The sequence below is a fragment of the Flavobacteriales bacterium genome, from assembly GCA_016700415.1.
In the GTDB taxonomy this organism is placed as follows: Bacteria; Bacteroidota; Bacteroidia; order Flavobacteriales_F; family PHOS-HE28; genus PHOS-HE28.
The window spans coordinates 2,585,447-2,609,036 of record CP065018.1; the positions used below are offsets into that span (position 1 = coordinate 2,585,447).

General features: G+C 57.1%; 25 protein-coding genes. 11 read left to right on the forward strand and 14 right to left on the reverse strand.

Going from position 1 to position 23,590, the window contains the following annotated elements; all coding sequences use genetic code 11:
• Nucleotides 1-190: 190 nt before the first annotated feature.
• Entirely contained in the window at nt 191-1,618 is a 1,428-nt protein-coding gene (locus IPP95_10790) for an AAA family ATPase (GenBank protein ID QQS71670.1), read from the forward strand.
• Between the two features lie 51 nt (nt 1,619-1,669).
• Nucleotides 1,670-2,242: a hypothetical protein gene (locus tag IPP95_10795; protein ID QQS71671.1), complete on the forward strand. Its 573-nt coding sequence runs from the start codon at nt 1,670-1,672 to the stop codon at nt 2,240-2,242.
• Between the two features lie 41 nt (nt 2,243-2,283).
• Here the strand turns inward: IPP95_10795 and atpG are convergent, their stop codons facing one another.
• The 10 genes from atpG to IPP95_10845 form a co-directional block, all read right to left on the reverse strand.
• Entirely contained in the window at nt 2,284-3,171 is an 888-nt protein-coding gene (gene atpG / locus IPP95_10800) for an ATP synthase F1 subunit gamma (protein QQS71672.1), read from the reverse strand.
• 19 nt (nt 3,172-3,190) lie between these two features.
• The gene (locus tag IPP95_10805) at nt 3,191-4,768 is read right to left on the reverse strand and encodes a F0F1 ATP synthase subunit alpha (protein ID QQS71673.1); all 1,578 of its coding nucleotides are present in this window, start codon (nt 4,766-4,768) and stop codon (nt 3,191-3,193) included.
• Nucleotides 4,769-4,779: 11 nt separating this feature from the next.
• Nucleotides 4,780-5,340 (reverse strand): ATP synthase F1 subunit delta, encoded by a 561-nt coding sequence (gene atpH, locus IPP95_10810; protein QQS71674.1) that lies wholly within the window; start codon nt 5,338-5,340, stop codon nt 4,780-4,782.
• The gene (gene atpF / locus IPP95_10815; protein QQS71675.1) at nt 5,337-5,846 is read right to left on the reverse strand and encodes a F0F1 ATP synthase subunit B; all 510 of its coding nucleotides are present in this window, start codon (nt 5,844-5,846) and stop codon (nt 5,337-5,339) included. Before atpF ends, atpH begins: the two co-directional genes overlap by 4 nt.
• Before the next feature lie 57 nt (nt 5,847-5,903).
• Nucleotides 5,904-6,146 carry an ATP synthase F0 subunit C gene (gene atpE, locus IPP95_10820; protein QQS71676.1) on the reverse strand — a complete coding sequence of 81 codons (243 nt, stop codon included), beginning with the start codon at nt 6,144-6,146 and terminating at the stop codon, nt 5,904-5,906.
• 13 nt (nt 6,147-6,159) lie between these two features.
• The gene (gene atpB / locus IPP95_10825; protein ID QQS71677.1) at nt 6,160-7,254 is read right to left on the reverse strand and encodes a F0F1 ATP synthase subunit A; all 1,095 of its coding nucleotides are present in this window, start codon (nt 7,252-7,254) and stop codon (nt 6,160-6,162) included.
• A gap of 120 nt (nt 7,255-7,374) precedes the next feature.
• Nucleotides 7,375-7,602 (reverse strand): AtpZ/AtpI family protein, encoded by a 228-nt coding sequence (locus IPP95_10830; protein QQS71678.1) that lies wholly within the window; start codon nt 7,600-7,602, stop codon nt 7,375-7,377.
• Nucleotides 7,599-8,000, reverse strand: a complete 402-nt coding sequence (locus IPP95_10835) for a hypothetical protein (protein QQS71679.1) — start codon at nt 7,998-8,000, stop codon at nt 7,599-7,601. Before IPP95_10835 ends, IPP95_10830 begins: the two co-directional genes overlap by 4 nt.
• 35 nt (nt 8,001-8,035) lie before the next feature.
• A complete protein-coding gene (locus IPP95_10840) occupies nt 8,036-8,503 on the reverse strand; it encodes a polymer-forming cytoskeletal protein (GenBank protein ID QQS71680.1) in 468 nt (155 codons plus the stop codon).
• Nucleotides 8,504-8,595: 92 nt separating this feature from the next.
• Nucleotides 8,596-11,220 (reverse strand): tetratricopeptide repeat protein, encoded by a 2,625-nt coding sequence (locus tag IPP95_10845; GenBank protein QQS71681.1) that lies wholly within the window; start codon nt 11,218-11,220, stop codon nt 8,596-8,598.
• Nucleotides 11,221-11,359: 139 nt separating this feature from the next.
• Here IPP95_10845 and IPP95_10850 point away from each other — a divergent pair, with 139 nt between their 5' ends.
• The 8 genes from IPP95_10850 to IPP95_10885 all read left to right on the forward strand — a co-directional run bounded on the left by IPP95_10850 (nt 11,360) and on the right by IPP95_10885 (nt 20,551).
• Nucleotides 11,360-11,986 (forward strand): GNAT family N-acetyltransferase, encoded by a 627-nt coding sequence (locus IPP95_10850; protein QQS71682.1) that lies wholly within the window; start codon nt 11,360-11,362, stop codon nt 11,984-11,986.
• 11 nt (nt 11,987-11,997) lie between these two features.
• Complete coding sequence (locus tag IPP95_10855; protein ID QQS71683.1) at nt 11,998-12,360, forward strand: LytTR family transcriptional regulator DNA-binding domain-containing protein; 363 nt, start codon at nt 11,998-12,000, stop codon at nt 12,358-12,360.
• 81 nt (nt 12,361-12,441) lie between these two features.
• Complete coding sequence (locus IPP95_10860) at nt 12,442-12,930, forward strand: hypothetical protein (GenBank protein QQS71684.1); 489 nt, start codon at nt 12,442-12,444, stop codon at nt 12,928-12,930.
• A gap of 104 nt (nt 12,931-13,034) precedes the next feature.
• On the forward strand, nt 13,035-13,664 hold the full coding sequence (locus IPP95_10865) for a GNAT family N-acetyltransferase (GenBank protein QQS71685.1): 630 nt from the start codon (nt 13,035-13,037) through the stop codon (nt 13,662-13,664).
• Between the two features lie 59 nt (nt 13,665-13,723).
• Entirely contained in the window at nt 13,724-14,866 is a 1,143-nt protein-coding gene (locus IPP95_10870; protein QQS71686.1) for a hypothetical protein, read from the forward strand.
• Nucleotides 14,867-14,910: 44 nt separating this feature from the next.
• Nucleotides 14,911-15,549: an isoprenylcysteine carboxylmethyltransferase family protein gene (locus IPP95_10875; protein QQS71687.1), complete on the forward strand. Its 639-nt coding sequence runs from the start codon at nt 14,911-14,913 to the stop codon at nt 15,547-15,549.
• Nucleotides 15,550-15,620: 71 nt separating this feature from the next.
• Nucleotides 15,621-17,324: a T9SS type A sorting domain-containing protein gene (locus IPP95_10880; protein QQS71688.1), complete on the forward strand. Its 1,704-nt coding sequence runs from the start codon at nt 15,621-15,623 to the stop codon at nt 17,322-17,324.
• Between the two features lie 23 nt (nt 17,325-17,347).
• Nucleotides 17,348-20,551 (forward strand): CHAT domain-containing protein, encoded by a 3,204-nt coding sequence (locus IPP95_10885; GenBank protein QQS71689.1) that lies wholly within the window; start codon nt 17,348-17,350, stop codon nt 20,549-20,551.
• A 3-nt stretch (nt 20,552-20,554) separates the two neighbouring features.
• Here IPP95_10885 and IPP95_10890 read toward each other — a convergent pair whose 3' ends face one another.
• Genes IPP95_10890 through IPP95_10900 form a run of 3 tightly spaced genes read right to left on the reverse strand, consistent with a single transcriptional unit; the run spans nt 20,555 to nt 21,674 of the window.
• Nucleotides 20,555-21,106 (reverse strand): hypothetical protein, encoded by a 552-nt coding sequence (locus IPP95_10890; GenBank protein QQS71690.1) that lies wholly within the window; start codon nt 21,104-21,106, stop codon nt 20,555-20,557.
• Nucleotides 21,103-21,381, reverse strand: coding sequence for a hypothetical protein (locus IPP95_10895; GenBank protein ID QQS71691.1), 279 nt, complete (start codon nt 21,379-21,381; stop codon nt 21,103-21,105). Before IPP95_10895 ends, IPP95_10890 begins: the two co-directional genes overlap by 4 nt.
• On the reverse strand, nt 21,378-21,674 hold the full coding sequence (locus tag IPP95_10900; GenBank protein QQS71692.1) for a hypothetical protein: 297 nt from the start codon (nt 21,672-21,674) through the stop codon (nt 21,378-21,380). Before IPP95_10900 ends, IPP95_10895 begins: the two co-directional genes overlap by 4 nt.
• Nucleotides 21,675-21,802: 128 nt before the next feature.
• On the opposite strand from IPP95_10900, the gene IPP95_10905 reads away from it, so the two are divergent.
• Nucleotides 21,803-22,450: a hypothetical protein gene (locus tag IPP95_10905; GenBank protein QQS71693.1), complete on the forward strand. Its 648-nt coding sequence runs from the start codon at nt 21,803-21,805 to the stop codon at nt 22,448-22,450.
• 44 nt (nt 22,451-22,494) lie between these two features.
• On the opposite strand, the gene IPP95_10910 is transcribed toward IPP95_10905, so the two are convergent.
• Nucleotides 22,495-23,526, reverse strand: coding sequence for a hypothetical protein (locus IPP95_10910; protein ID QQS71694.1), 1,032 nt, complete (start codon nt 23,524-23,526; stop codon nt 22,495-22,497).
• Nucleotides 23,527-23,590: the final 64 nt, after the last annotated feature.

Here is a 23,590-nt window from a genome sequence, read left to right on the forward strand (position 1 = left end):
TGGGTCCTGAGGCACTCGGCAGGTCTGTGAGGTTATCGTTGAGCCGAGCGCCGGAAGCTATTGTTGACCCAGCCGAGCGCGGGAATGGGGAGACTGGCGGGAGCTAGGGGAAGACTTCCGGCGGCGGAAATGGGGTATTATTCGATTCAGGCTTGGGAGCACTACATTCGTCTGAAAAACTGAACTAGCAGTGATTACAAGACTTCGGATAAAAGGGTTCAAGAACATCATTGACGCAGAGTTCTATTTCGGCCCATTCAATTGTCTGGCAGGATTAAACGGAGTGGGCAAATCGAATCTTTTCGATGCGCTCATGTTCCTTTCCGCGCTTGCCGATAAGCCATTCGTGGAAGCGGCTCGTAGCGTTCGTGGTGGTGATGATATGCTTCGCCTTAGGAGCGGAAATGAACCAGGCCCCATTGAATTTGACCTCGATGTTATCATACCTCCGAAGGGAACGGATGAGTTCAATCAGGAAGCGGTTGCCGGAGGGACTTACCTGAATTATAAGTTGGCCTTTGATGTAGGATCCGTGAAACGAGAGGGGTATGAAAGCACGGTTATGGAATTAACGTCTGAAGAACTGACAGGATATCCAAGAAGCTATGCAACAACGGCGTTGAAATTCAACCCTTCCAAGGCATGGGTCAATTCTGTAGTAAAGCCAATGACCAGGCGCCGAACCTTCATCAAAACGGAGGGAGATCGTATTCTTCTGCAAGCAGATAGGATGAAAGTAGAGGATAAGAAATGGCGAGGTGGGGGAAAACCAAACGTGTTGAACGCCAGAATCCTTCCGCGCACGGTTCTTAGTTCCGCCCAGAATGCGGATGAGAATCGGACGGCTGTGTTAATGCGCAAAGAACTAAGATCTTGGAAAAGGTTGCAGTTTGAGCCATCTGCTTTGGGCAGTCAGGACGAATTTGATGCGCCAACCAGCTTGGATAGCAAAGGAGCGCATATACCAGCCACACTATATCGATTAGCAAGCGAGGGGGATAGAGAAGCTACTTACACGAAGTTGGCTAACCGACTGGCCCAATTGGTAGAAGGTGTGAAGTCAACTCACGTCGAACGAGATGATAGCCGCCGGGTGTTCCGGTTTATGATGGAGGATTTGGAAGGTCTGGAATTGCCAGCCAGTTCACTATCAGATGGCACGTTGCGTTTTGTCGCATTGGCAACGATATGGCAAGATTCTGCAGAGCACGGGTTGATATGCTTTGAAGAACCAGAAAATGGGATTCACCCCCAAAAGGTTGACGCTATGGTTGATTTGTTATATGAGATAGCTACGGATGCAGAAACTGCTGTGGATGACAATGCACCATTACGTCAGGTCATCATTACGACGCACTCACCTTTGGTCGTAGAAAGAGTGGACCTAGACGACCTGACATTCATTGAGACTAAATATGCACGGGTCGATGGCAGACGGGTGGGCGGAATAGGCTTGGCGGCACCTTTGGGTTCTTGGCGTGCTCAGGTACTTGAGCCAATCAATAAGGCCACTGTGAAGAGGTACCTGAGCGGCCGTCCGCTCATTGACCCCCCAAAGCGTGACAAGCCGACATTGCTCTCAACAGAACAATATCAAACTCGACTGAAATTGGATTGATTTTTGATGAATTATACACTACTCGCGGATGGAACGTCGGACATGATGTTGATGGGACCCATCGAGTGGTTGCTTAAGCGCAATGGTATTATGGATTATAATGGTCGCTTCGCAGACCCGGATGCTCTACCCGCTGTCGCCGAAGGACTGACAGCCAGAATTGAGACGGCAGTTCGTGAATTCCCGTGCGAGATTCTTTTTATTCACCGCGATGCGGAAAGAATCCCGTTGATTGATCGCCAAAAGGAAATTAAGAAGGCCCTAGCCTCAATAAGGACCCCCCCACGCAGCGTTTGCGTTGTGCCAGTTAGAATGACAGAAGCTTGGTTCCTGTTTGATGAACATGCAATTCGTCGCGCTTCAGGTAATCCCAATGGGAAAACGGTCTTGGGTCTTGATATATTGAAGACACCAGAATCATTGAACGCAAAAAAGGTTTTGCAAGAAACTTTGGTCAAGGCCACGGAATTATCGGGAAGAAGGCTGGCTCATTGGCAAAGGAATCAGGCTCAAAGTAAATTCCGTGTTCGGGATTATATCACAGACTATTCACCTTTGGAAACAATGCCTTCTTTCAAAGCATTCGCAGCGGAACTTCAAAACGTGCTGAGTTCCTCGATATAAAATCGAGCCAATCGTACGGATTAAACTGGAGGGACCACAACCTACCCCTTCAACGCCTCGGCCCCACCCACGATCTCGAGGATCTCGTTGGTGATGGCTGCTTGGCGCGCCTTGTTGTAGGACAGGCGGAGTTCCTTCAGTAGGTCGTCCGCGTTGTCCGTGGCCTTGTGCATGGCGGTCATGCGCGCGCCGTGCTCGGAGGCGAAGCTGTCGAGCATCGCCTTGTAGAGCTGGATCTTCAGGCTCTTGGGGATGATCTCTTCCACGATGGTCTGCCGGTCCGGCTCCATGATGTGGTCGGTCTTCACGATGGCGCCTTTGCTCTCAGTTTCCGCTTGCGGCGGCTCGATGGGCAGGTAGCGCTCCTCGGTGACGATCTGGGAGGCGGCGTTCTTGAACTTGTTGTAGAAGAGCTCCACGCGGTCGTATTCGCCATCGGCGAACTGGGCCATGATGGCTTCCGCCACGGGTGCCACTTTGTCGAAGCTCAGTCCGTCGTACAACGCCGCCAAGTTCTCCGGGAAGCCCGAAGCGTGCCACGGCGTGCGGCGGTAGAGGTCAGCGGCCTTCTTGCCCAGTGAGAGCACATGGACACGCTCGCCGCGGGCCTCCGCTTCTGCGGCTGCTTTGCGGATCAGGCGGAACACCTGGGTGTTGAAAGCGCCGGCCAATCCGCGATTGCTCACGATCGCCACGAAGAGCACGTTCTTCACTTCACGCTGCTGCGCGAACTTGTTCTCATTGCCGTCCAGGGAAGCGCTCACGTTGCTCAGCAGCACGCCCAGCTTCTCGGCATAAGGCCGCATGCGGATGATGGCGTCCTGTGCACGGCGCAGCTTGGCCGCGCTCACCATCTTCATGGCGGCGGTGATCTGCTTGGTGCTGTTCACCGAGACGATCCGGTTGCGGACTTCCTTCAGGCTGGCCATGGGTGTGCTTTAGTTGGCCTTAGGCGTAGCTTTTCACGAGGTCTGCGGCCACTTTCTCCAGTGTGCCGGTGATCTCAGCGTCCAGTTTGCCAGCCTTCAGGGATGCGAGGGTATCGGCTTGGGTGTTACGCATCATCGTGAGGAACTCCTGCTCGAAGTGGCGGATCTTGCTTACTGGGACTTTACCCAGCAGGCCCTTGGAGCCGAGGTAGATGATGGCCACCTGCTCTTCCACGCGCATGGGGCTGTTCTGGCCCTGCTTGAGGATCTCCACGTTGCGCGCACCCTTGTCCAGCACGGATTTGGTGGCGGCGTCCAGGTCGGAACCGAACTTGGAGAAGGCCTCCAGTTCGCGGTACTGGGCTTGGTCCAGCTTCAGGGTGCCGGCCACTTTCTTCATGGACTTGATCTGCGCATTACCGCCCACACGGCTCACGCTGATGCCCACGTTGATGGCGGGGCGCACACCGCTGAGGAAGAGGTTGCTTTCCAGGAAGATCTGCCCGTCGGTGATGGAGATCACGTTGGTGGGGATGTACGCGGAAACGTCACCGGCCTGCGTTTCGATGATCGGCAGAGCGGTCAATGAACCGCCACCTTTCACCATGCCCTTCAACGAGTCGGGCTGGTCGTTCATTTGGGAAGCGATCGTGTCGTCGTTGATGATCTTCGCGGCACGTTCCAACAGGCGGCTGTGCAGGTAGAACACGTCACCGGGGTAAGCCTCACGTCCGGGTGGGCGGCGCAGCAGGAGGGACACCTCGCGGTAAGCCACGGCCTGCTTGGAAAGGTCGTCGAACACGATCAGTGCGGGACGGCCGGTATCGCGGAAGAATTCGCCGATCGCGGCACCGGTGAAGGGTGCGTAGAACTGCATCGGGGCGGGGTCGCTGGCGTTGGCGGCCACCACGGTGGTGTAGGCCATGGCGCCGTTCTCCTCCAGCACCTTCACAGTGCCGGCCACGGTGGAACCCTTCTGGCCGATGGCCACATAGATGCAGTACACGGGCTTGCCGGCCTCGTAGAACTCCCTTTGGTTGATGATGGTGTCGATGGCCACCGTGCTCTTGCCGGTCTGGCGGTCACCGATAATGAGCTCGCGCTGGCCGCGGCCCATGGGGATCATGGCGTCGATGGCCTTGATGCCGGTCTGCAACGGCTCCGTCACGGGCTGGCGGTAGATGACGCCCGGCGCCTTGCGCTCGATCGGCATTTCATAGGTCTTGCCTTCGATGGGGCCTTTGCCGTCGATGGGCTCACCGAGGGTGTCCACCACACGGCCCACCATGCCTTCGCCCACTTTCACGCTGGCGATCTGCTTGGTGCGCTTCACGGTGTCGCCCTCCTTGATGCCGACGCTGCGGCCGAGGAGCACCACGCCCACGTTGTCCTCCTCGAGGTTGAGCACGATGCCGCGCAGTCCGCTGGGGAACTCCACGAGCTCACCGCTCTGCACACTGTTGAGGCCGTAGATGCGGGCGATGCCGTCGCCGATCTGCAGCACGGTACCGACCTCCTCGAGCTGGGCTTCCGTGCGGAGCCCGGCGAGTTCTTCTTTGAGGATCGCCGATACTTCGGCGGGTTTGATCTGTGCCATGATGGATCTCTTTAGATCTCGGGGATGTACGGATTCTCTGAAAATTTACGGCGCAGGTCGCTCAGGCGGCGGCTTACGCTGGCGTCGATCTGCTCGTCACCGATGCGGATGACCACGCCGCCGATGAGGCCGGGGTCCACTGTTTCGTTGAGCAGCATGGTCTTACCGGGGTGGCGGTCCTCGGCCATTTTCCGCACCTGGGCGCGGGCCTCATCGCTGAGGGGGATCGCGCTGCGCACCTCCGCCATCAGGATGCTGTTCTCCTGACGGTACACGTTCTGGACCCCTTCGGCGATCTCGGCCAGCAGGCTTTCGCGGCCCTTGCGCACCAGGATCGCGATGAAGCGCTCCGTGATGTGCCCGATCTGTCCGCCGAACACGCGGCCCAGTACCTTGTTCTTGCTGGCCGCCTTGATCACAGGGCTGTTCAGCATGATCACCAGGTCCCGGTTCTCTGCGCAGGTGGAAGCCACCAGGAGCATGTCCTCGCGCACCGCCTCCACCTCACCCTTCTCCTGTGCGAGCAGCATCAGGGAACGGGCATAGCGGTATGCGACGGGGGATACGATCATGACAGGTGGATGTCGCTTTCCTTCATCACCTTGTCCAGCAGGGTCTGTTGGGCGGCCTTGTCGCCGAGCTTGTCGCGGAGGATGCGTTCGGCCACCACGATGCTGAGCTCACCCACCTGGTTCTTCATCTCGGTGATGGCGGCGTTCTTCTCGTTGCGGATGTCCTCACGGGCACGGGCGAGAATGGCGTCGGCCTCGGCCTTGGCGCGTCCCTTGGCGTCGGCGATCTCTTTGTCGCGGATGTCGCGGGCCTCCTTCAGCATCAGCTCGCGCTCGGCGCGTGCTTCCTTCAGCAGGTCCTCGTTGCCGGCCTTCATGGCAGCCACTTCCTCACGGGCCTTGCGGGCCTCGCCGATGGCGTCCTCGATGGACTGCTCCCGCTCGTGCAGAGCTTTGAGGATGGGCTTCCACGCGAACTTGGCCAACAGGAAGAACACGATCCCGAAGGAAAGCGTCATCCAGAAGATCAGGCCGAATGCGGGTTCTACAAGACTGGCGAGCAGCATGGCTGTTGCGTTGAGGTGAACGAAGGGGATGAACGCGTCGGGGATGCCGACGGCGGCTTACTTCAGCACCACCAGCAGGCCCACCACCATGGCGAAGAAGGCAGCGCCTTCCACCAATGCCGCGGTGAGGATCATGTTGGCGCGGAGGTCGTTCATGGCTTCCGGTTGGCGGGCCATGGCCTGCACGGCGTCACCGCCGATACGTCCGATGCCTACGCCGGCACCAAGGGCTGCCAAACCGGCGCCGAGGGCTGCGATACCGTAACCTGTGCCAATGTCGAGGAGGGCTGAAAGAAACATGCTGAGGGTTTGTTTAGACGATTGATTCCTTGTGTTCGTGGTGGTCTTCCATGGCGGCACCGATGTAGAGGGCCGAGAGGAAGGTAAAGACGTAGGCCTGGATGAACGCTACGAGCAGTTCCAGGAAGGTCATGAAGATGGTGAAGGCGAGGCTGACGACGGAGACGCCGTAACCGGCCACCGCGCTGGTGGCGCCGAAAACGAAGATAAGGCTGAAGAAGCTGAGGGCGATGATGTGCCCGGCGACCATGTTGGCGAACAACCGGATCATCAGCACGAAGGGCTTGAGGAACATACCGAGGATCTCCACCGGCGTAAGGATGACCAGCACCCCCACGGGTACGCCGGGCATGGCGAAGATGTGCTTCCAGTAGTTCTTGTTGCCGTTCACCGTGACGATGACGAAGGTGAAGAGAGCGAGGGTGAGGGTGATGGCGATGTTGCCGGTGAGCGTCGCCCCGCCGGGGAAGAAGGGGATCAAGCCGATGAGGTTGGCGAAGAGGATCACGAAGAAGATCGTGAGCAGATAGGGCATGAAGCGCTGGTACTTGTGCGGGCCGATGGCGCCCTTGGCCACGTCGTCGCGCACAAAGAGGATGATCGGCTCCATGAAGGACTGGAGGCCCTTGGGCGCTTGGCCTACGCGCTTGGCGTAGGAACGTGCGATGCTGGAGAACATCAGCACCAGAAGGATCATCACCAGAAAGATGGAGACCACGTTCTTAGTGATGGAAATGTCCCAGATGGCCTTGGAACCAGCCTCGTCGATATGGCCAGCTGTGTCCACGGCAATGACCTTGCCATCATCGAGTTTATAGCCATCGTATGCGGCGTGTCCGTGCTCGAAGCGAGCGCTACTGAAAACATGCAGGCCGCTGCGGGTGTCATAAAGGATCACTGGCAGGGGGAGGGAGAGGTCACCGGCGATGTGCCAACCGTGCTCATCGGCAATGTGGCTCATGATGAGCTCACCGGCATTGAACTCGGCGGACTCTTTAGAGCTTTCATGTCCCTCGGCTGTGGCCTCATGCTGGTCCGCGTGCCCATCATGCTGGGCGACGGACCATCCGGCGATCAACAGGCAAAAGGCGAGGAATGCGGCGCGCATCAAGGAGTTTTTGAGTGTCGCGGGGTGAGTTACCCCCTTCTTAGCGGGCGCAAATGTAGGCAAGGCCCTTCAATGGCGAACATGAGGATCATCACTTCCTGGGCCTCGTACGTTCCGCCTTTACCGGACGCGGGTTTCCTTGAAGAGGATGTACATGGCGATGGCCACGCCGCCTAGCGAACCAACCAGCGTGAGGACGGGAAATTTCCAGCCGGTGCGCTGGTCGGCCCACCAACCTCCGTACGCGCCGATGCCGATGATGGCGGCCATCTGGAAGCCGATGCCGCTGAGGCGCATATAGCTGTTCGCCGCTTTTTTGCGCTTGGGAGCGGGGTCCTCGCCGTTCATGGGCGCGGCAAGTTGCGGGAGCGTGTACTGAGGCGGACCGTGGAGAACGCCAGAAAGGCCAGATAGAGAGCAGCGAAGGTGAGCGAGAGCGGGACCGCCTTACCCCGGGGAAGAAGCATGAGGATGGCCACAACGGCCACCAAGGCGCTCAGCAGTTTCAGCACCAGGCCGATCATGAAGCGGAACATGAAGCCTTTCGGATCGGTAAGCATCGCGCTTTCCTGCCAGAGATGCAATGCACCGGTCAACACGGCGAAGAAGGCCAACATGGCCAACTGTGGCAAGCCGAATGGCCAATGGGCCAACAGGCAGATCGCATAGGTGGCCGCACCCACGGCGACGGTGAATAACAGAATGGCGATCAAGGACCGATAGGCAATACGCCTTTCAGCGCGCATCGGGGCGGGGCCGGGCATACCTAAGGGGCCACCGGTCAGTGGGAGGCCTTCACGGGTTCCGGCCGGGTGATGGCGTTCGGCCCGCTGCTTGATCCGCTGCCGCCCGATCGCTCCGAAGAGGTGCTGAGCCGCACGGGCTCCGGCTCCTTGATGGCACCGCCACCGCCCATGTTGCAATTCCCGGTGAACTCGGCACCGGGTTCGATGGCCAGCTTCTTTGTAATGATGTCGCCGTCCAATTTGGCCGTGGCCTTCAGGGAAAGCAGGTCCTGGCAATTGATCTTGCCCTTCACGGTGCCTTCGATGTCGCTGCTCTGGCAGGTCACATTGCCCTCCACGATGCCAGTGGCGCCCACAATGAGCCGACCCCGCACGTTGATGGTTCCCTTCACCATCCCGTCGATGCGGACATTGCTGTCGGAACGCACTTCGCCCTCGATGACGGTGCCTTCCATGATGCTGTTGATCTTGCCGGGGCTGACGGGCTCGGTTGGCTTGGTCATGGTATCGTGGGCTTTATCGTTCCGGAACATGGTAGTGGGGTGTGCGTGCGGGATGATCGAAGACGCGAAGTTAATACCCGCGTTGGATCCACCTACTTCCCGTCGAGGTACGTCCGGTCGAAGAAATCCTCGTATCCGTCAGCGTCCTTGGCCACATAGAAGAGCTGGTAGTTGCCACTGCTGATGGCGAACAGCGGGAAGCCCTGGTCGTTCAGGCCTTTGAGGTCGCCCTTGTTGTTCTTGAACGTGTCGTAGTAGGCCATGGCCAGGTCCTTGGTCTGGAACAGGCGGATGAGGATCACCTGGGTCTTGCTGTCCCAGATGCTGGCCTTCACCTCAACGGGCTGGTTCCGGAAGTAGCGCTGGTTGAAGTCACTGATGGTGCTCTTCACGTTGGTGATGAGCCCTGCGCTGTCGGGCACCATCAGCACCACGTAGTGGTCCCCCTTGTCGGTTTCGTAGGAAGGGCCCTCGGGCTTGGAGGTGGTGTCCGGTGCCTGTGTGCCGGCCATCTTGTCCAGATTGGCGAGCAGGGCAATGGCGGCCTTGGCCTCATCGGTGCTGGGATAGTCGTCCCGCACGCGGCCCAGCGCGTCACGGAACGGCCCCATCAGGTGAAGCCCGCCAATGGCCATCGCCTTTAGCAGTCCGTATTTGGGCAGCAGTTGGTTGCGGGGTTCACTGGCGATCACGCTCTCGCAGGTGGCGATCACGCCGTTGTACGCACCTTGTTTGAATTGGCCGTATAGTTGTTCGTAGGCCTGGGCCTCGGCTATCCGGGCGGCCTCGTCGGCTTGTAGCTGGTCCGGGTTCCTCACCAAGCGGGCAAACTCGGAATCGGGCCAGCGCTCCAGAATGATGTCCGCGTAGTGCTTCGAGCTGGCTCCGCCAAAGTCCATGAAGTTGCCGGCTTTCTCCTTGGCGAGGTAGATCCTGTAGAGCTGGTAGTAGGATTCCGGAGTGAACCGGCAATCCTCGAAGCGGTCATTCAGCACCTGGAAACTCTCAATGGCGTTGTCCACGTCCTTCAGCTTCTCCTTATAGATCATGCCGGAGAGGTACAGCGCCTCGCAGATCCTGGAGTTGCTGGAGTCAAGCATCGCGTCGTCGGTGGGGATGTCCTTGAGGTAGTTGTCTGGATTTTTCCACGCCGGTTCCCCTGGGGCGAGCTCGGCGGTCGTTGCCACGCTGTCGGGTGCTTCCTCCTCGGCCACGTCCACGAGGGCGGTGCCGCTCTTGTCTGATCGGCGCCAATCGTCGTCGTTCGGCCGGTTGCCCCATTTCTTCTTGAAGTCGGCGATGCCGCGGGCCACTTGGGTGGGATTATAGAAGTACCAAGCACCCCCGGAACCGGGCGACCCCGGAGTTTTCGGTGTCAAGGGCGTGCTCGCCACAAGGTCCCTGGCATCATCGGCGGCCTGCTTGTCCACCTCTTCCCTGCGCTCCCGGTCCTTGATGAGGTCCCGGATCCGCTTCTTGCGCTCCTCGGGGTCCAGTTTCGCGAAGGCCTGCAGGCTGTCCTCGCGGGCGATCACATTGAGCTGGACCACGAGGTCGCCAAGGACCTCAGCACGTGTCTTCACCTCGTCGAACCGGGGATGTTCCTCGGCCAACAAGGTGCTGGTGCTGTCGTAATACTGCTGTGCCGGAGGATATTTTTTGTCGTCGAAGTAGAGGTCGGCCAGCTTCAGGAAACTCTTGGCTTTTTGGCGGGTATCGACGGTGCTGGAGAGTGTGCTCATCTTCAATTGGGCAATGGCATTGTCCCGCTTGTTCTCCTTCAGGTCCAGGTCTGCCAATGCATAGTGGATGATGTCGAAGTGGTCCACGTTCTTCTCATCGCGGAGCATGCGTGCCAGCTTCTGGCGCAGGGATTTGCTGTCGCCGCGGTCAAAGGCCAGCGCCTGGAAGATCTGGGCGTGGAAGCCCATCTCGTAGGGCGCGCCCATGTGGGCCACCTTGTTGTACATGGCGATGGCCTTATCCTCCTGCCCTTTCAATTGATAGAGTTGCGCGAGGATGAAGGACCAGCGAATGCGGTCTTTCTTCTTTTTCGCGATCTGCACGGCATGTTCCAGGTTGATGATGGCGTCGTCCACCTTGCCGCGGTGAATGTCCACATCGGCCTGCACGGCGCTGAGCTGGTCGTGGGGGAACTTCTTGGGCAGCACCTTCTGCCCCTTCACCTCGTCAAGCGTGCTTTGAGCCTTGGCGTACTGCTCAAGCTCAATGGCGGTGCGCGCCAGCCAGATCTTGGCCTCCATCTGCTTGTCGTCCCCCTTGTAGCGCCTACCGATGTAATCGAAGGTGCGAAGGGCGTCCAAGTAGCGTTGCTTGTAGAAGTGGCTTTTGCCGATGACGAGCCAGGCGTCGGGGATCCATTTGTTCTTCTCCTTGCCCTTGATCTCCATGGCATTGCGGTCGATCACGGTGGCGCATTTCTCGATGCAGATCTCCAGCTCGGGCGTCATGCCGTCGGCCTCTTCCTTGGTGCCGTTGACGAAGATGGGCAGCACCTCGTCGTAGTCGTCCACATGGCCCTTCTGCATGGCAGCCACGGTCTCCTTCAGCTTCTCGTTGGCATTGAACCAGCCGTTATCGCGGGTCACCAGTTTGTGGAAAGTGCGGTTGAGGAAGGCGTCCTTGTCCGTGGAACAGGCCACCACGGTCAGAACGACCAGCGCAGGCAGGAGATATCGGAGGGAGGAACGGCGCATTTCAGCGTGCTGTAAGAACAGCAAGTCGGCGAAGATATTTCATGCGGGCGGGATGGGGCGGAAAGATGTGCGGGCTTTTGTTGCACCCTGCCGATAACCGCCCCATCGGTTCCGGAATGAACCCTCAAACACCACCACCATGCCCACCCTGCGCCCTATCACCACCAAAGCCGAACTGGAAGCCTATCACCAATTCAGGTACCGGATCTATGCGAACAGTGAGCAAAGCGGCTACCTGAGCGGGAAGCCGGGCTTTGACATCGACGCCTACGATGCCCATGCCATCCACTTGGGTTGGTATGAAAGGGAGGAACTTGTGGGCTGTGTCCGGCTGTTGGACCCCATTGAAGGGGCTGATCCCCTGCACTTCCTGAAGGATCTGGACCTTGGGCAACGCCAATTGGCGGATGAACTTTTACAACAGGAACGAGCTAATGGCATACCGTTCTGTGAGGTCAGTCGGCTGTGCATCGACCCGGCCTACCGCAGTTTGGCCCATGCACGGCATTTCGTGCTGGCCATCATACAGGCCGCCGTTCAACACGGTCGCGACATTTCCTACTTCACCTGCGATCATGCGCACGCCGCATTCTGGCAGCGCATGGGTTTCGCCGTTGTGCCCGGCTTCGAGTCCTACGTGCGGGCGCGCAGCCCGCACAAGGGTGCGCTGTTGCGCGGTTCCAGCGTGGAGCTATTGCAGAAACACCGTAAGGAGATCATGGAGCTGGGCCTCTTGCTGGCGGTTCCTTACATGATCGCCGCATAACTCCTGGAACCATGAGCACTTTGCGCTACCCCTTGATCCTGCGCGATCGCAACGGCCACCAGCTTTTTGATGCCCGTTCCATCCTCTTCATCCAAGCAGAGGACAAATTCGCACGGATCACCTGCACGGACGGCACTGAGACCGTGGTCTTCCACGCGCTTAAGGATCTGGAAGTACGGCTGGCATGCGGCTCGCGTGTTGGCGACCTGTTCTTCCTGCGCACGCACCGCTCGTGCATTGCGGCCTTGCACCATGCTGTTGCCTTGCACGGAAGGAGCGGTGTGAATTTCCGGGAAGGTGTTTCACTGCCCATCGGCAAACGCATTTGGCAGCAAATGGCCGAGCTGTTGGGCCAGATCCCACGCGCTTTATAGCCCGTTCAGACGGCCTAATGGACGTTCGTCCGAATGCGCTTTTGGATTGCCAAAGAACGATCGACTTCCTCCTACACTTGAATGAAGAACCGCATTGTGACCACCCTTTTTAGCGAAGTGCGGAACCCGACAAGGAGGCACAAGAAGGAAAAGCCACAAAACCACACGAACATGAAAACCCGGATGAACCTCCCGATCGCCCTCCTGCTGCTGCTCGGATCCCTCTGTGCCGAAGTTCAAGGCCAAGCGGCACTTACACTGTATGCCTCCAAAGACCTGAAGGATCCTATCGCGACGATCAACGGTCCGATACCAACAGACACGCCGGTCAGCTTTAAGGTGAACGCCGCATTGGCATCGCTGGAAGTGGGCGAAGGCTACATACTGCTCCTCCACAATTGCGACAGCACCACAGTGAAGAACATCCTGGTGATCGACGGGCCGGACCGTATGCCGGACGTGTTCGAGCAATGCCGCAAGGCCGGTCTGGCGGTGGACTCGGCAAGCGGGATCTGTGCGGACGTGGCCCTTGGTCCCCCGGTGGAGTTCCGTCCCTTCCCGGAGCATTGAAACGACGGGAAGAACAAGCAATTGCAACGGATAGCTGCACAAAGAACCGCCACTTCGATAACCCACTTGAGGAAAGCGGAATACACCATCAAACATCCCCACCCATGATCACCCTCACCCCCATAACCACCCCGGAGAAGCTGGAGGAATACTACCGCTTCCGCTACCGGATCTACAACGAGAGCCGCCTGAAAGGCTTCGTGGAGGAGACCGAGGGCATGGACAAGGACGCCTACGACGAACGGGCTTGGCACTTCGGCTGGTATGTGGATGGCCAACTGGCCGGCTGCATCCGTTTCATCGAAGCGGACGAAAGCAAAGCACCCCTGCCCATGTTCTCCTACCTGCCGGAAGGTGCTGCACGCAAGGCGGTGCAAGACTACCTCGCCGGGCGCAAGGCCAAGGGGCAGCGGACCATCGAGGCCAGCCGCTTTTGCTTAGCCCCCGAGCACCGGGGCTTGCGCAACGCCCGCGACCTCGTGCTGGCCATGGTGATGACCATGCAGCCCTTGGGTTTCGAGCACGGCTTGTTCGACTGCAATCCCACACACGAAAAGCTCTACCGGATACTCGGGTTCGATGTGCTCCCGAATGCCATGCGTTTTGAAGTACCCTACCTCGCTGTTCCACTAACAACGATGACCTACGACTACGCCGAGTTGATCACCCGTAACGAGGAATTGCTGGCACGGATGGGTTTTACCCAAGGGCGGGGGATGAATAAGGCGGCTTGAGGCGATAACAGCACCGATGCCGGAATGATCATATCCACCAAAGCCCAACACCAAGCAGCATGAAAGATGAACTGTTCAATAAGGTATTCGAGGGGTTGAAGCACTCCATTGAGCGCAGCCGGTTTGCCACCACCTTGCTCATCATTGCTTGCGTGTTGAGCAGCATCGGATACTGGAACAGCAAGGAGAACAGTTGGGGTAAATCGCGCATGAACCGGTACCTGCTTCTGGTCCAATTGAACAGCTTTTATCAAGGGGAACTCGTGAAAGACAGCACCCTCACCGAATTCAGGAAATACCTCCTATCCAAACAAAGCCCGCCGGTGCAAGGTTTGGAAGGGCTGCCTGCCAATACTCCCATTGATACGCTGTATTCAAGGCTGAGGCACCTTCGGCGTTCGGGTGCCATCATTGATACGCTGTATGAGCGTGCAGCGGTTCCTTGGATCTCTGCGGATTTCGTGGATTTCCTTGAGGGAGAGCAATACGTCATCACACCCCTGGAGGCGGACGCGTTGCGCCGATCCGTGGCCGACCTGCCCGATGCCAAGGACCAGATGGCATTTGCCCAGGACGGCTTTGAACAGACCCGGCGTGCGTTTATCAACGGCACCCTTTCCATTGACCTTCCCTTCTTCGGCCTCGCTTTCGACGTGAACGACCTGGCGCTGCTCTCCGGCCTCGGTTTCACCCTGCTATTGCTCGCCATCTCCTTCAATGTGTACCGCGAGCACCACAACTTGCGCTCCTTGCTGGACTGGGTGGCCTGCATGCCGGGCCGAACGAATGCAGAGCGCTGCCTGAAGCTCAGGATCTATCAGGCGACCGCCAACCTCAACGTGTTGACCGTGCCGCCGGAGGTGATGGGCTGCAACCAATGTCGCGATGAAGGGCTGGACCAGTTCAGGCGAGGCCAACGCTGGGTTTTCCTTGTTCTTTCCCGCGTGCTATACCTGCTCCCTGTTGCCTTGCACTTCAGCATCTGGAGGAACGACACCTTGACCCAAGCTCATGGCTTCGCGCTCGAACCGGAACGCATGCCCGGATTTACCGCCCTCAGCACCTTCTTCCTCATCTCCATCAGTGTGCTCACCGCCGTGGCCCTCTTTTCGGTGATCCGGGTGGAATCCTTGTGGGTCACATTCGCAGGGAAAGTGCGCCCACGGCCGGACATGGATCCCGCCCTTTGCCAGGAAGAGTGATAACCCTGCCAGCATTTCCGGAATACATGCCCAAACAGAACAAAATGAAAAAGCTCCCCTCCATCGCCCTCTTCCTGCTGGTCTTCTATTGGGTGCCGCTCGTCACAGCCCCGGAACTCCGCTACACCTGGCCCGTGCTCGTCCTCGCCTTCTTCTGCACGGTGCTCTTCGCCACCCAGCCTGCCCTGAGCGTGAAGGACAGCCGCGCTCACAAAGGCACTGACGGATGGACCATCTGGTTGATCCTCAGCGTGAGCGGGATCGGGCAGATCGTGAGCTTGGTGGAATGGGCCTTTTTCCGGGGAGCGCCCCAAATGCTTGATGCGTGGGCCATCAGCGGCATCGCGTTGCTGGCCTTCGGCACGGCCTTCCGCCTCTGGGCCATCCGCACGCTGGACCGCGCCTTCTCCGCCACGGTGCAGATCAAGGAAGGGCAGCAGCTCATCACGGCCGGTCCTTACCGCTGGCTGAGGCACCCGAGCTACACCGGTGCCTGGCTGGCGATGATCGGTGCTGCATTGCTCATGCACAGTTATCTTGGCCTCGTGCTGATGGGCCCGGGGATGCTGCTGGTGTATATGCGGCGGATCGCGGTGGAGGAAAAGACGCTGGAGGCCGGGTTCGGTGAGGCATATTTGACGATGAAACAGAACACCCAGCGGCTGTTGCCGGGGGTGTGGTAGAACGGTGTAGGGGAATATGCTTTCAGCAACACTGGGTAAACACAAATGGAACACTCACCAATAAAAAGCATATGAAAACGAGTGCCTTGTTCGCCCTGTTATTTTCTTTGGTCCCTTGCTGCACAAATGCCCAAATAAGTGAAGGATTGTTACTTCACATACCATTCAATGGTGCGATCGCAGACAACAGCCCTTATGCTCACCCTTTGAGCGTTACAGATGTTACGCTCACACAAGATGAAACGGGAAACTTGAACAGTGCCGGACTTTTTAATGGATCGACAACACAAATTGACATTGCCGATAGCGGAATAATTGCTGAGAATGACTTCTCGATCACGGGCACCATCTACTACGATGGAGTTCCGAGTACTCAAAGCCGTGGGATAATAGTGAGTAAATACAAGTTGGCCGAAGGCCAAAGGACGATCAAGATCGAGTGCAACAGCGACAGCATTAGAGCCGACCTTTTCTATGGCCCGCTCTCAACCGAATCGTTGGCTTTGGGTTATCCGATAACACCTGGGAGTTGGTATCACTTCACATTCACATTATCTGCAACCAATTTTGCTTCGCTTTTCTTAGATTGCGAATTGGTGGGGTCAGGACAAATGCCTGCTCCCCTTCAACTTACTTCGGAACCCGTTCGCATTGGTAACGAAACGGAACTTGGCGAGCCGCCTTTTAACAATCATCATTTCAACGGCATCATCGATAATCTCAGGATCTATGACCGTGTGCTCAGTAACGATGAGATCCATATCCTTTGTGGAAATCCTCCTCCAATAACATGCCACTCCCTCGTCCTCACACAGAATGCATACTTAGAGACTTCGGACCTTCTTGCCGATGTACAAGCAGAGTTCGGGCCTGATTTTGTGGTAGCCGATTGGACGGACCTACAATCGCTCGCCGACATCCAGTGTTGGTTGGATTGTTGGGATATCCAAGAAGATCAGATGTTTCTGATCACCAATGGTGGTAATGGCTATTGGTCCGGCAATAGGCATTACTTCGTTCATTATTCCTCTGATGGACATCCATATCCGGACTTCCTGGACCACGACAACATCGACGGCCAACTTTGGCTTGGTTCGTGGTCCAATATCAACATGCCGATACTTGCTCTATGTACGGGAGACTGTCCTGTTCCTGAAGAAGTATGTGACGGAATTGACAACAACTGCAATGGGCAGATCGATGAAGGTTTCGACATGGATGACGACGGGTTTACCACATGCAATGGTGATTGCGATGACTCGAATCCATTCGTCAACCCGGATGGGATCGCCACATTCGATACCACGGTCGTAATAGTGGACCAAGCACTTCATGCGCAGCAGGACTCCGTCCAGTATCAATGGCTCAACTGCTTAACAGGGGACACCTTGATCGGTGAAACAGCGCAGTCCTACACACCACAAACCGATGGTGAATATGCCGTGCTTCTTTCCAACGGTTATTGCGAGGCAATGTCAGTGTGTATTGCAATTGTTGGATTGGGCTTGATGGAATATGATCTGCAAGCGTTGGTTCTATACCCCGATCCTGCCGCTACCTTCGTAAGCATCGACCTTCCGGATGCGGCATTGAACGGCGCATCGATAACCTTAGTGAACACGCTCGGTCAGCCGGTTCAGCATTCGCACCCCTTGAGCAAAGCGAACAGCTCCCGGACATTGACCTTGAACATTGCAAACCTACCAAAAGGTGCTTACTTCGTGGTGGTATCCACCGCAAATGGGAAGTTGCATGGGAGATTTGTCAAGGAATAGGGCCGCGATACTTTCCGGGTTTTTTGCTATTGCTCTTCGCAACTTCGTGTGCAGATGGATCTCATAAAGAGGGCGTCTCCAGGGACCGAAGAGATCCTGAGCGTGTTTCCACATCGGATGAACTATCGGATGCTCCGCGTCGGATCATTATTAAGGATCGGTTCCCTGCTTATTCACCAGGTACTGATGCGCAAGTGAATGCTACTGCCCATTTGGTCGATTCCCTGTATCGGAACCACCGCACAAAAGCGTTGATCGAACATGCCGACGATGTACTTGCCCTGTTGAAGCATAAATTATCCGGGGAAGACATTGGGGTCGGCCGCGAATTAGGCCTTGCGTGCATGAAATTGCATGGGGGCCTTACACAGGAGCGTGGGGTGGAAGCTGCGCAATACTTCGTAGTGAAGGCATCGAAGCTTTGGGACACGAGTCGGCCTCCTTCGGATTCCGTGGGCATTGAACTGTTGGCGACAACCGCAAAAGGTTGCAGCATCTTAGGACAACGTGCAGAGGCAACTGCCACTTACGTGAAAGCGTTTCACCGAGCACTGGATGCCCACAACTGGGTACAGGCGGGTAATCACGGGAGAGCGTTGGCCTATTCCTATTTGGAAAGCGGGAACCGGGACAGCGCCCGTATCGTTTTCGAACGTGTCATCGCCTTGCACAGCGCACCGGCATCAGTTGACACGAGCTGGTGGGCAGGTAGTCTGTTGGCATCTGTTGCCGCTGAACCTGACAGCTTGTTGATCCGATTGGAACGGGTCCGACGCCTTTTGCACGGCGTCAAGAACCCCCAGGTGATCAGCTTTTACTATGGCAGTCGTGGGCGCTATTTAGCAGGTGGAGAACGCACCAAAGCTGCGGCCACCTGTTTCAAGCAGGCCGTACTGTCCCTGGACACGGTATCCGTAAAAACGATCGCCGAGGCCGAAGCGCTTGCCATTAACCTCCACAACACCGCATATGCATATCGCAATTTGGATGAGTTGGACCGTTCCAAGCAATATGGAACGCGGGCGGTGGCGCTGAACGAGGCTCTAATGGGTTCTGATGACCCCCTCGTTGCGCGAAAAGCACGCGACCGATTGGCCGGCACCTTGGAGGTGATGCCTTTGACGGACACCTGCGATGCACGCTACGGCACTGGTGCTGGACGCCAGATGAGCGTACTTCGATTGCGCACCGGACGCACGCCCGTTGATCTGGTAGCGGTGGCCAAGACCTATGCCAATATCGCAACGGAATACTTCCAATGGGATTCTCTGGGCGTCGATTCGGTATTGAAATACGCCGGTCTTTGCTTGGAAGGGCCCTGCCGAGGCGAAACCGTGGCGGCCATGCAGTTAATGGCCTTCGGTCTTGCGGTGAAGGGGCGTTACGCGGAATCGCTCGATATCGTTCAACGCGCATGTGGTATCCTCTCCGGTGATGATCATTTTATGTGGGATTCGTTGAAGCAAGCGGCCTTCCCCCGAAATGTTCGGGCCATCGTACAGATAGGGACACTTGAGGAAGTGCTGGAAATACTTCAGCGAAAGGATCCGGGTATCCGACAACAAGGTTTGCTGCAGCGCCTAACGGCTGTTCAGTCCGATATCATCGACAGCCTTTTCATGGTTGAAGGGACAGACCTTTCCAAGCTGATCACTTCACGCGAACAAATGACCGCCCGTTTAATGCGGGATGCATGGCCAAGTAGGGGTAACAGAACGACCGCCTCGCTCTCGGACAGTCTGTTCGCTTGGATGGACGATGACAAGGCGATGGCCTTCCGCCGGGACCGGTTTCTTATGGAGCAAGCGGACCGTCGCGAACTCCGAAGCGCGATCAATATTGCAAAAGAGCGACGTGAATCGTTAGCGGTCCAAGGTTTATCGGAGAACGATCCGTCCATTCTGCGCCAAGCCGTGCTCATCGACTCGGTCGAGGCTTTGCTGGCGCAACAACCGGTCAACGGTAGCCCTCCCTCCCATGTGGACATGGACCTGGCTGAACGCCTCCGCGATCGAATAGCGGCTAACACGGCAATGGTCTCGTATCGGCTCACCAAGAAGGACGTGTTTATAGCTGGCCTGTACAAGGACACCATCATGCTTGGCCGGTTCGCTCGTGATACGGTGTTTGATGCTGCGCTGGCAAAGATCACGGCCGAAGGGAGCGGTATCGATTCCTTGATCGGTTTGGACGGGGCTTCTCGCCAATCGCTGCAACGACTGTTGCCGCCATCCTTCCTTCGCTCTGGTGTGAAGGAACTTGTTATCCTACCCTCCAGGGAGTTATGCTATTTGCCTTTCGAAGCATTGCCCACTAAAGATGATGGTGCACCATTGATGGACAAATTGACCGTGCGTTATGCATTGTCTGGCTCCGTGCTACTTGATCAACCTACAAATGATGCACCGCCTAACGATCAAGAGGTATTTGCCTTCGCGCCGGATTACGGCGAACGATCGGACCCAAAGCACGAAGGCCCTGTATCACGCAACGTTCTCATGGGTAATGAGCAGCGGGCATCATCTGGCGCCTTGCTCTATAATGCGGATGAGGTTTCATCCATAGCAGATGAAGTGGTCTCCACCTGCTACACCGGCAACAGCGCCGATGAAAGCAGATTCAAAGCTTCGCTGGATAATGCAGGTGTCCTTCACTTGGCGATGCACGCATTTTCAAGTGATGAGCCGACCAGGTCGGGATTGGTTTTTAAGGCAACGGAAGGCTCCGATGCCCAAGACCGCAGCTCAACCGGCCCGGATGTCGAGGACGGTGTATTCCACGCCTATGAACTGCTCACACACCGCTTAAAAGCCGATCTTATTATCCTCAGCGCATGTGAAACCGGCTATGGATCTCTTCAATCTGGTGAAGGCGTGCGTTCTTTGGCCCGCAGCTTCATGCAAGCCGGAGCTCGTTCGACTGTCTCCTCCCTGTGGAAAGTAGACGACCTCGCAACCAAACAGATCATGGTGAAATTCTATGAAAAGCTGGCCGAGGGCATGGGCAAGGCCGATGCGTTGGCCGAGGCCAAGCGCTGGTACCGCACAGAGTACCCGGACGAGCCGCCGAGCAAATGGGCGGCCTTTATATTGATCGGCGATAACGAGCCGGTGCATTTGCAGCGGCGTTCACCGATGCGCCCATGGATGTGGGGTGGTGGACTTGTGCTGCTCCTCGGTGGCGCATTTTGGGCCTACCGGTCGCGTCGGCATCGCACCGCCGCCTGATCCTCAGAGTTTCTTCAGCAACTTCTTCGCGGCTTCCTTGTCTTGGCAACCGGAGTTGGCCACGGCTTGGATCTCTTGTGTCGCATCCGCCCGGTGACCTTCATGCAGATAAGCTAGGCCCAAGAGCCATTGCTTGCGGATACTGTCGCATTTAGCGATTGGTGCAGTGGCTTGGAGTGCCGCTATGGCCTGCTCTGTGCGGCCTTCGATGATCGCCTTTCGCGCTTCTTCGTATGACTGTGACAGGGATGATGCATTGCCGTCATCCTCGCCGCGCACCAAGGGTGTGGTCGTTTCCGCGTAGGCCATCGCCAGCGCGTTCATGTCCGGCCCCCGGAAGAACGGAACACCGATCGTGACCAGTAAGGCCAAACTTGCGGCCACCGCCAACCACGTCCATGTGCGGTTGCGTGCAATGGAGATCACCGGTGTCTCCTCCCGTGCTTCCACCTCAGCCGCCACATCGCGCAGCACCTGCCGGAAGCGGAACACATCCTCGCGGCCCTGAGCCTCCTTGAAGAGGGCCTCAACCTTCGGGTCCAGTTCCACGTTCATTGTTCGGCGAGTTCTGCGAAGCGCGGATCCGCTTGGATCAACTTCACTAAGTGTTCCTTGCACTTGAATTTCTTCACCTTCACGGAACCGGGATTATCAAATCCCAAGGCCGTTTGGATCTCTTCAGTGGGCTGTTCTTCAAAGCTCATGCGCATCAGTTGTTGGCAGTCGTTGCTCAGTTTCTCGAACATTTCCCAGAACAGGCAGATCCGGTCCGCCGCCTCCAGGTCATCGATCACTGTGCGTGTTTCCGCCTCTAGATACCGGATGCTCATATTCGGTTATCGGGGATGTAGCGTTTTTTGTAGCGGTCGAGATGCTTCAGCCACAGGTTGCGGCCAATGCCTTGGATGTATGTGCTCAAAGCCGAGGTTAATGCAAAATCCTTTCCTGTAATGTGCATATAGGCCGCGAGTATAGCGTCCTGGATCACGTCGCGGGCCTCGTCCAGGGTGCCGCTGTTGTCCTTCACATACTTGATCAACCCCGGTCGCACTAAGGTATACACCTGCTCCACGGCCCTCCGGTCGTGGGTGCGTATTCCGTGCAGTAGTTCTTGGTCAGTCACGAACCGAATGTAATGTCTTTGCGATAACCAGAGGGAAGGTTCCGGAATGGACCCATGAACAGCGACGAAAGCGGTTCAGGCGGTTGCCGAAAAGCCATTAATAGAGTAGGCTCGAAAGACCTTTGAAAATGAAAACGATAGGAAAAAGCGCCTTGCGGATGGCTCTCTTACTTACAATGGGTGCCTTGTTTTACACAGGATGCAAGCGGGTGCCGCCTGAGCCTCCAACCCCTTCGCCAACGGTCGTGGATGGAACTGGCGGAACAGGAGGTTCAGGTGGAACCGGTGGGACTGGTGGAACTGGCGGTACGTCCAACAACACCATTACACCGCACACATTCACGCCCAATAACCTGATCAAGCTTTGCCCGCAAAGAATCGGCGGCGATCGTGATTTTGGCGGTCATGGCCCCAATGTCTCCATTTCGGTTTCACTACAGGTCAGCGGCGGTTCGGTGCTGCGTGCGCACGTTCAGTACCACCTCATTGAAACCCAAACGGATTGGACTGAGGCGCGTTACGATGAGTACATCACGCTCTATACCGCCCCTGCGGGAAAGGCAATTAGCGAGATCACCTCCGCAGACTACCTCAACTACAACTACACAGACTATAGCCATAGTCCGCTCACCATTTCATTTAATTCCCAAACGCTGGCATCCAAATTCATCAGCAACGGGGATACTTCCGGGAATGACGTGGGCAACTGCACGGACGACGATGCCTACCTGAGCGTTTACTGGAACCCGATCACAGTTCAGCTTCGAACGCTGTGAGGCGTGGAAAGTTCAAGGGCATCGCCGCCGGGTGGTGCCCTTGTTCATTGTTGCCGATACCATATGGGCGTTGCGCGAACCCCTATTTCGCCATATAGCGCCCAGCTAAGCCTCAACAACGTCACCTTCAGGTCCTGCTCCTCAAAGCTTTTGAAACCGACATCAATGTGCTGGTCCGGCCAGAAAACACGGACTTTTTTGCGCTTGAGGTCGTAGGCCACGCTGTACAAGGTGCCGAAGCCGCGCAGGTATTGTTGGTGGTAGAGGGGTGGTTTCAGGAAGCGTTTCAGCAATTGGGTGCGGTCCATGTTCTCGTCGCGCAGTACGTCCTCCAGGTATTCGTTCCGTTGCAAAGTTTGGGTGAAGGCGGCGTATTCGTCCCATTCCACCTGTTCCTGGAAGTTGGTGCACACGGGCTTGTGTACCACGTTGGCGGGCCGGTCCGGGTTGAGGTACGCCACGGCGTAGTGCCCGTCCTTGTCCAGCGCGATCACATTGTAGCTCATGTGGACGGGGATGCGGCTCAGGGCGGCCATCGCTTCCGCTGTGGTGGAGCAAGTCTCCAGCACGTAGCGCACCACCAGCGGGATGCCGAAGCCAACGCCGCTCACCTTCCTTCCGCCGAAAGCCAGTGCCAGTGCAAGGCCGTCGCCGTTCATGCCGTCCAGTGCACCCCATGCGCTGTCCTGGATGCTGATCACCGGTTTCAGCCATTCGGTGTAGCGCATGCGCCCGTCGAAGAAGCGCGGGTCATAGTCGTAGTTGCGCACCAAGGTGGGATTGCCGCGCACCCAGGCGGCCTGCGAACACCCGGCCATGTAAGGAGGCGGGCACCACATGCTCAGGAAGCGGGATCCGAGGTCACCGCCACCGGCCAGCTCGCACAGGCGGTCGTAAAAGGGAAGCAGCTCCGGCATGTGGACGGCCAAGGCATTCCGGCATTCGGGCAGCTCCGCCCGCTTTCCATGGCCCTCGCTCACGAACCAGTCGAGGTAGAGGGGCCACACCCGGTGAAAGAACCGCTGCCAACGCTCGGAGGGAACGGGTTCGTGGATGAGCTTTAGGTGTATGTACATGTTGGAAGGAGTACCACTAAGGACACTAAGGGCACGAAGAAGGAAGAGTGAAGGTTACAAAATG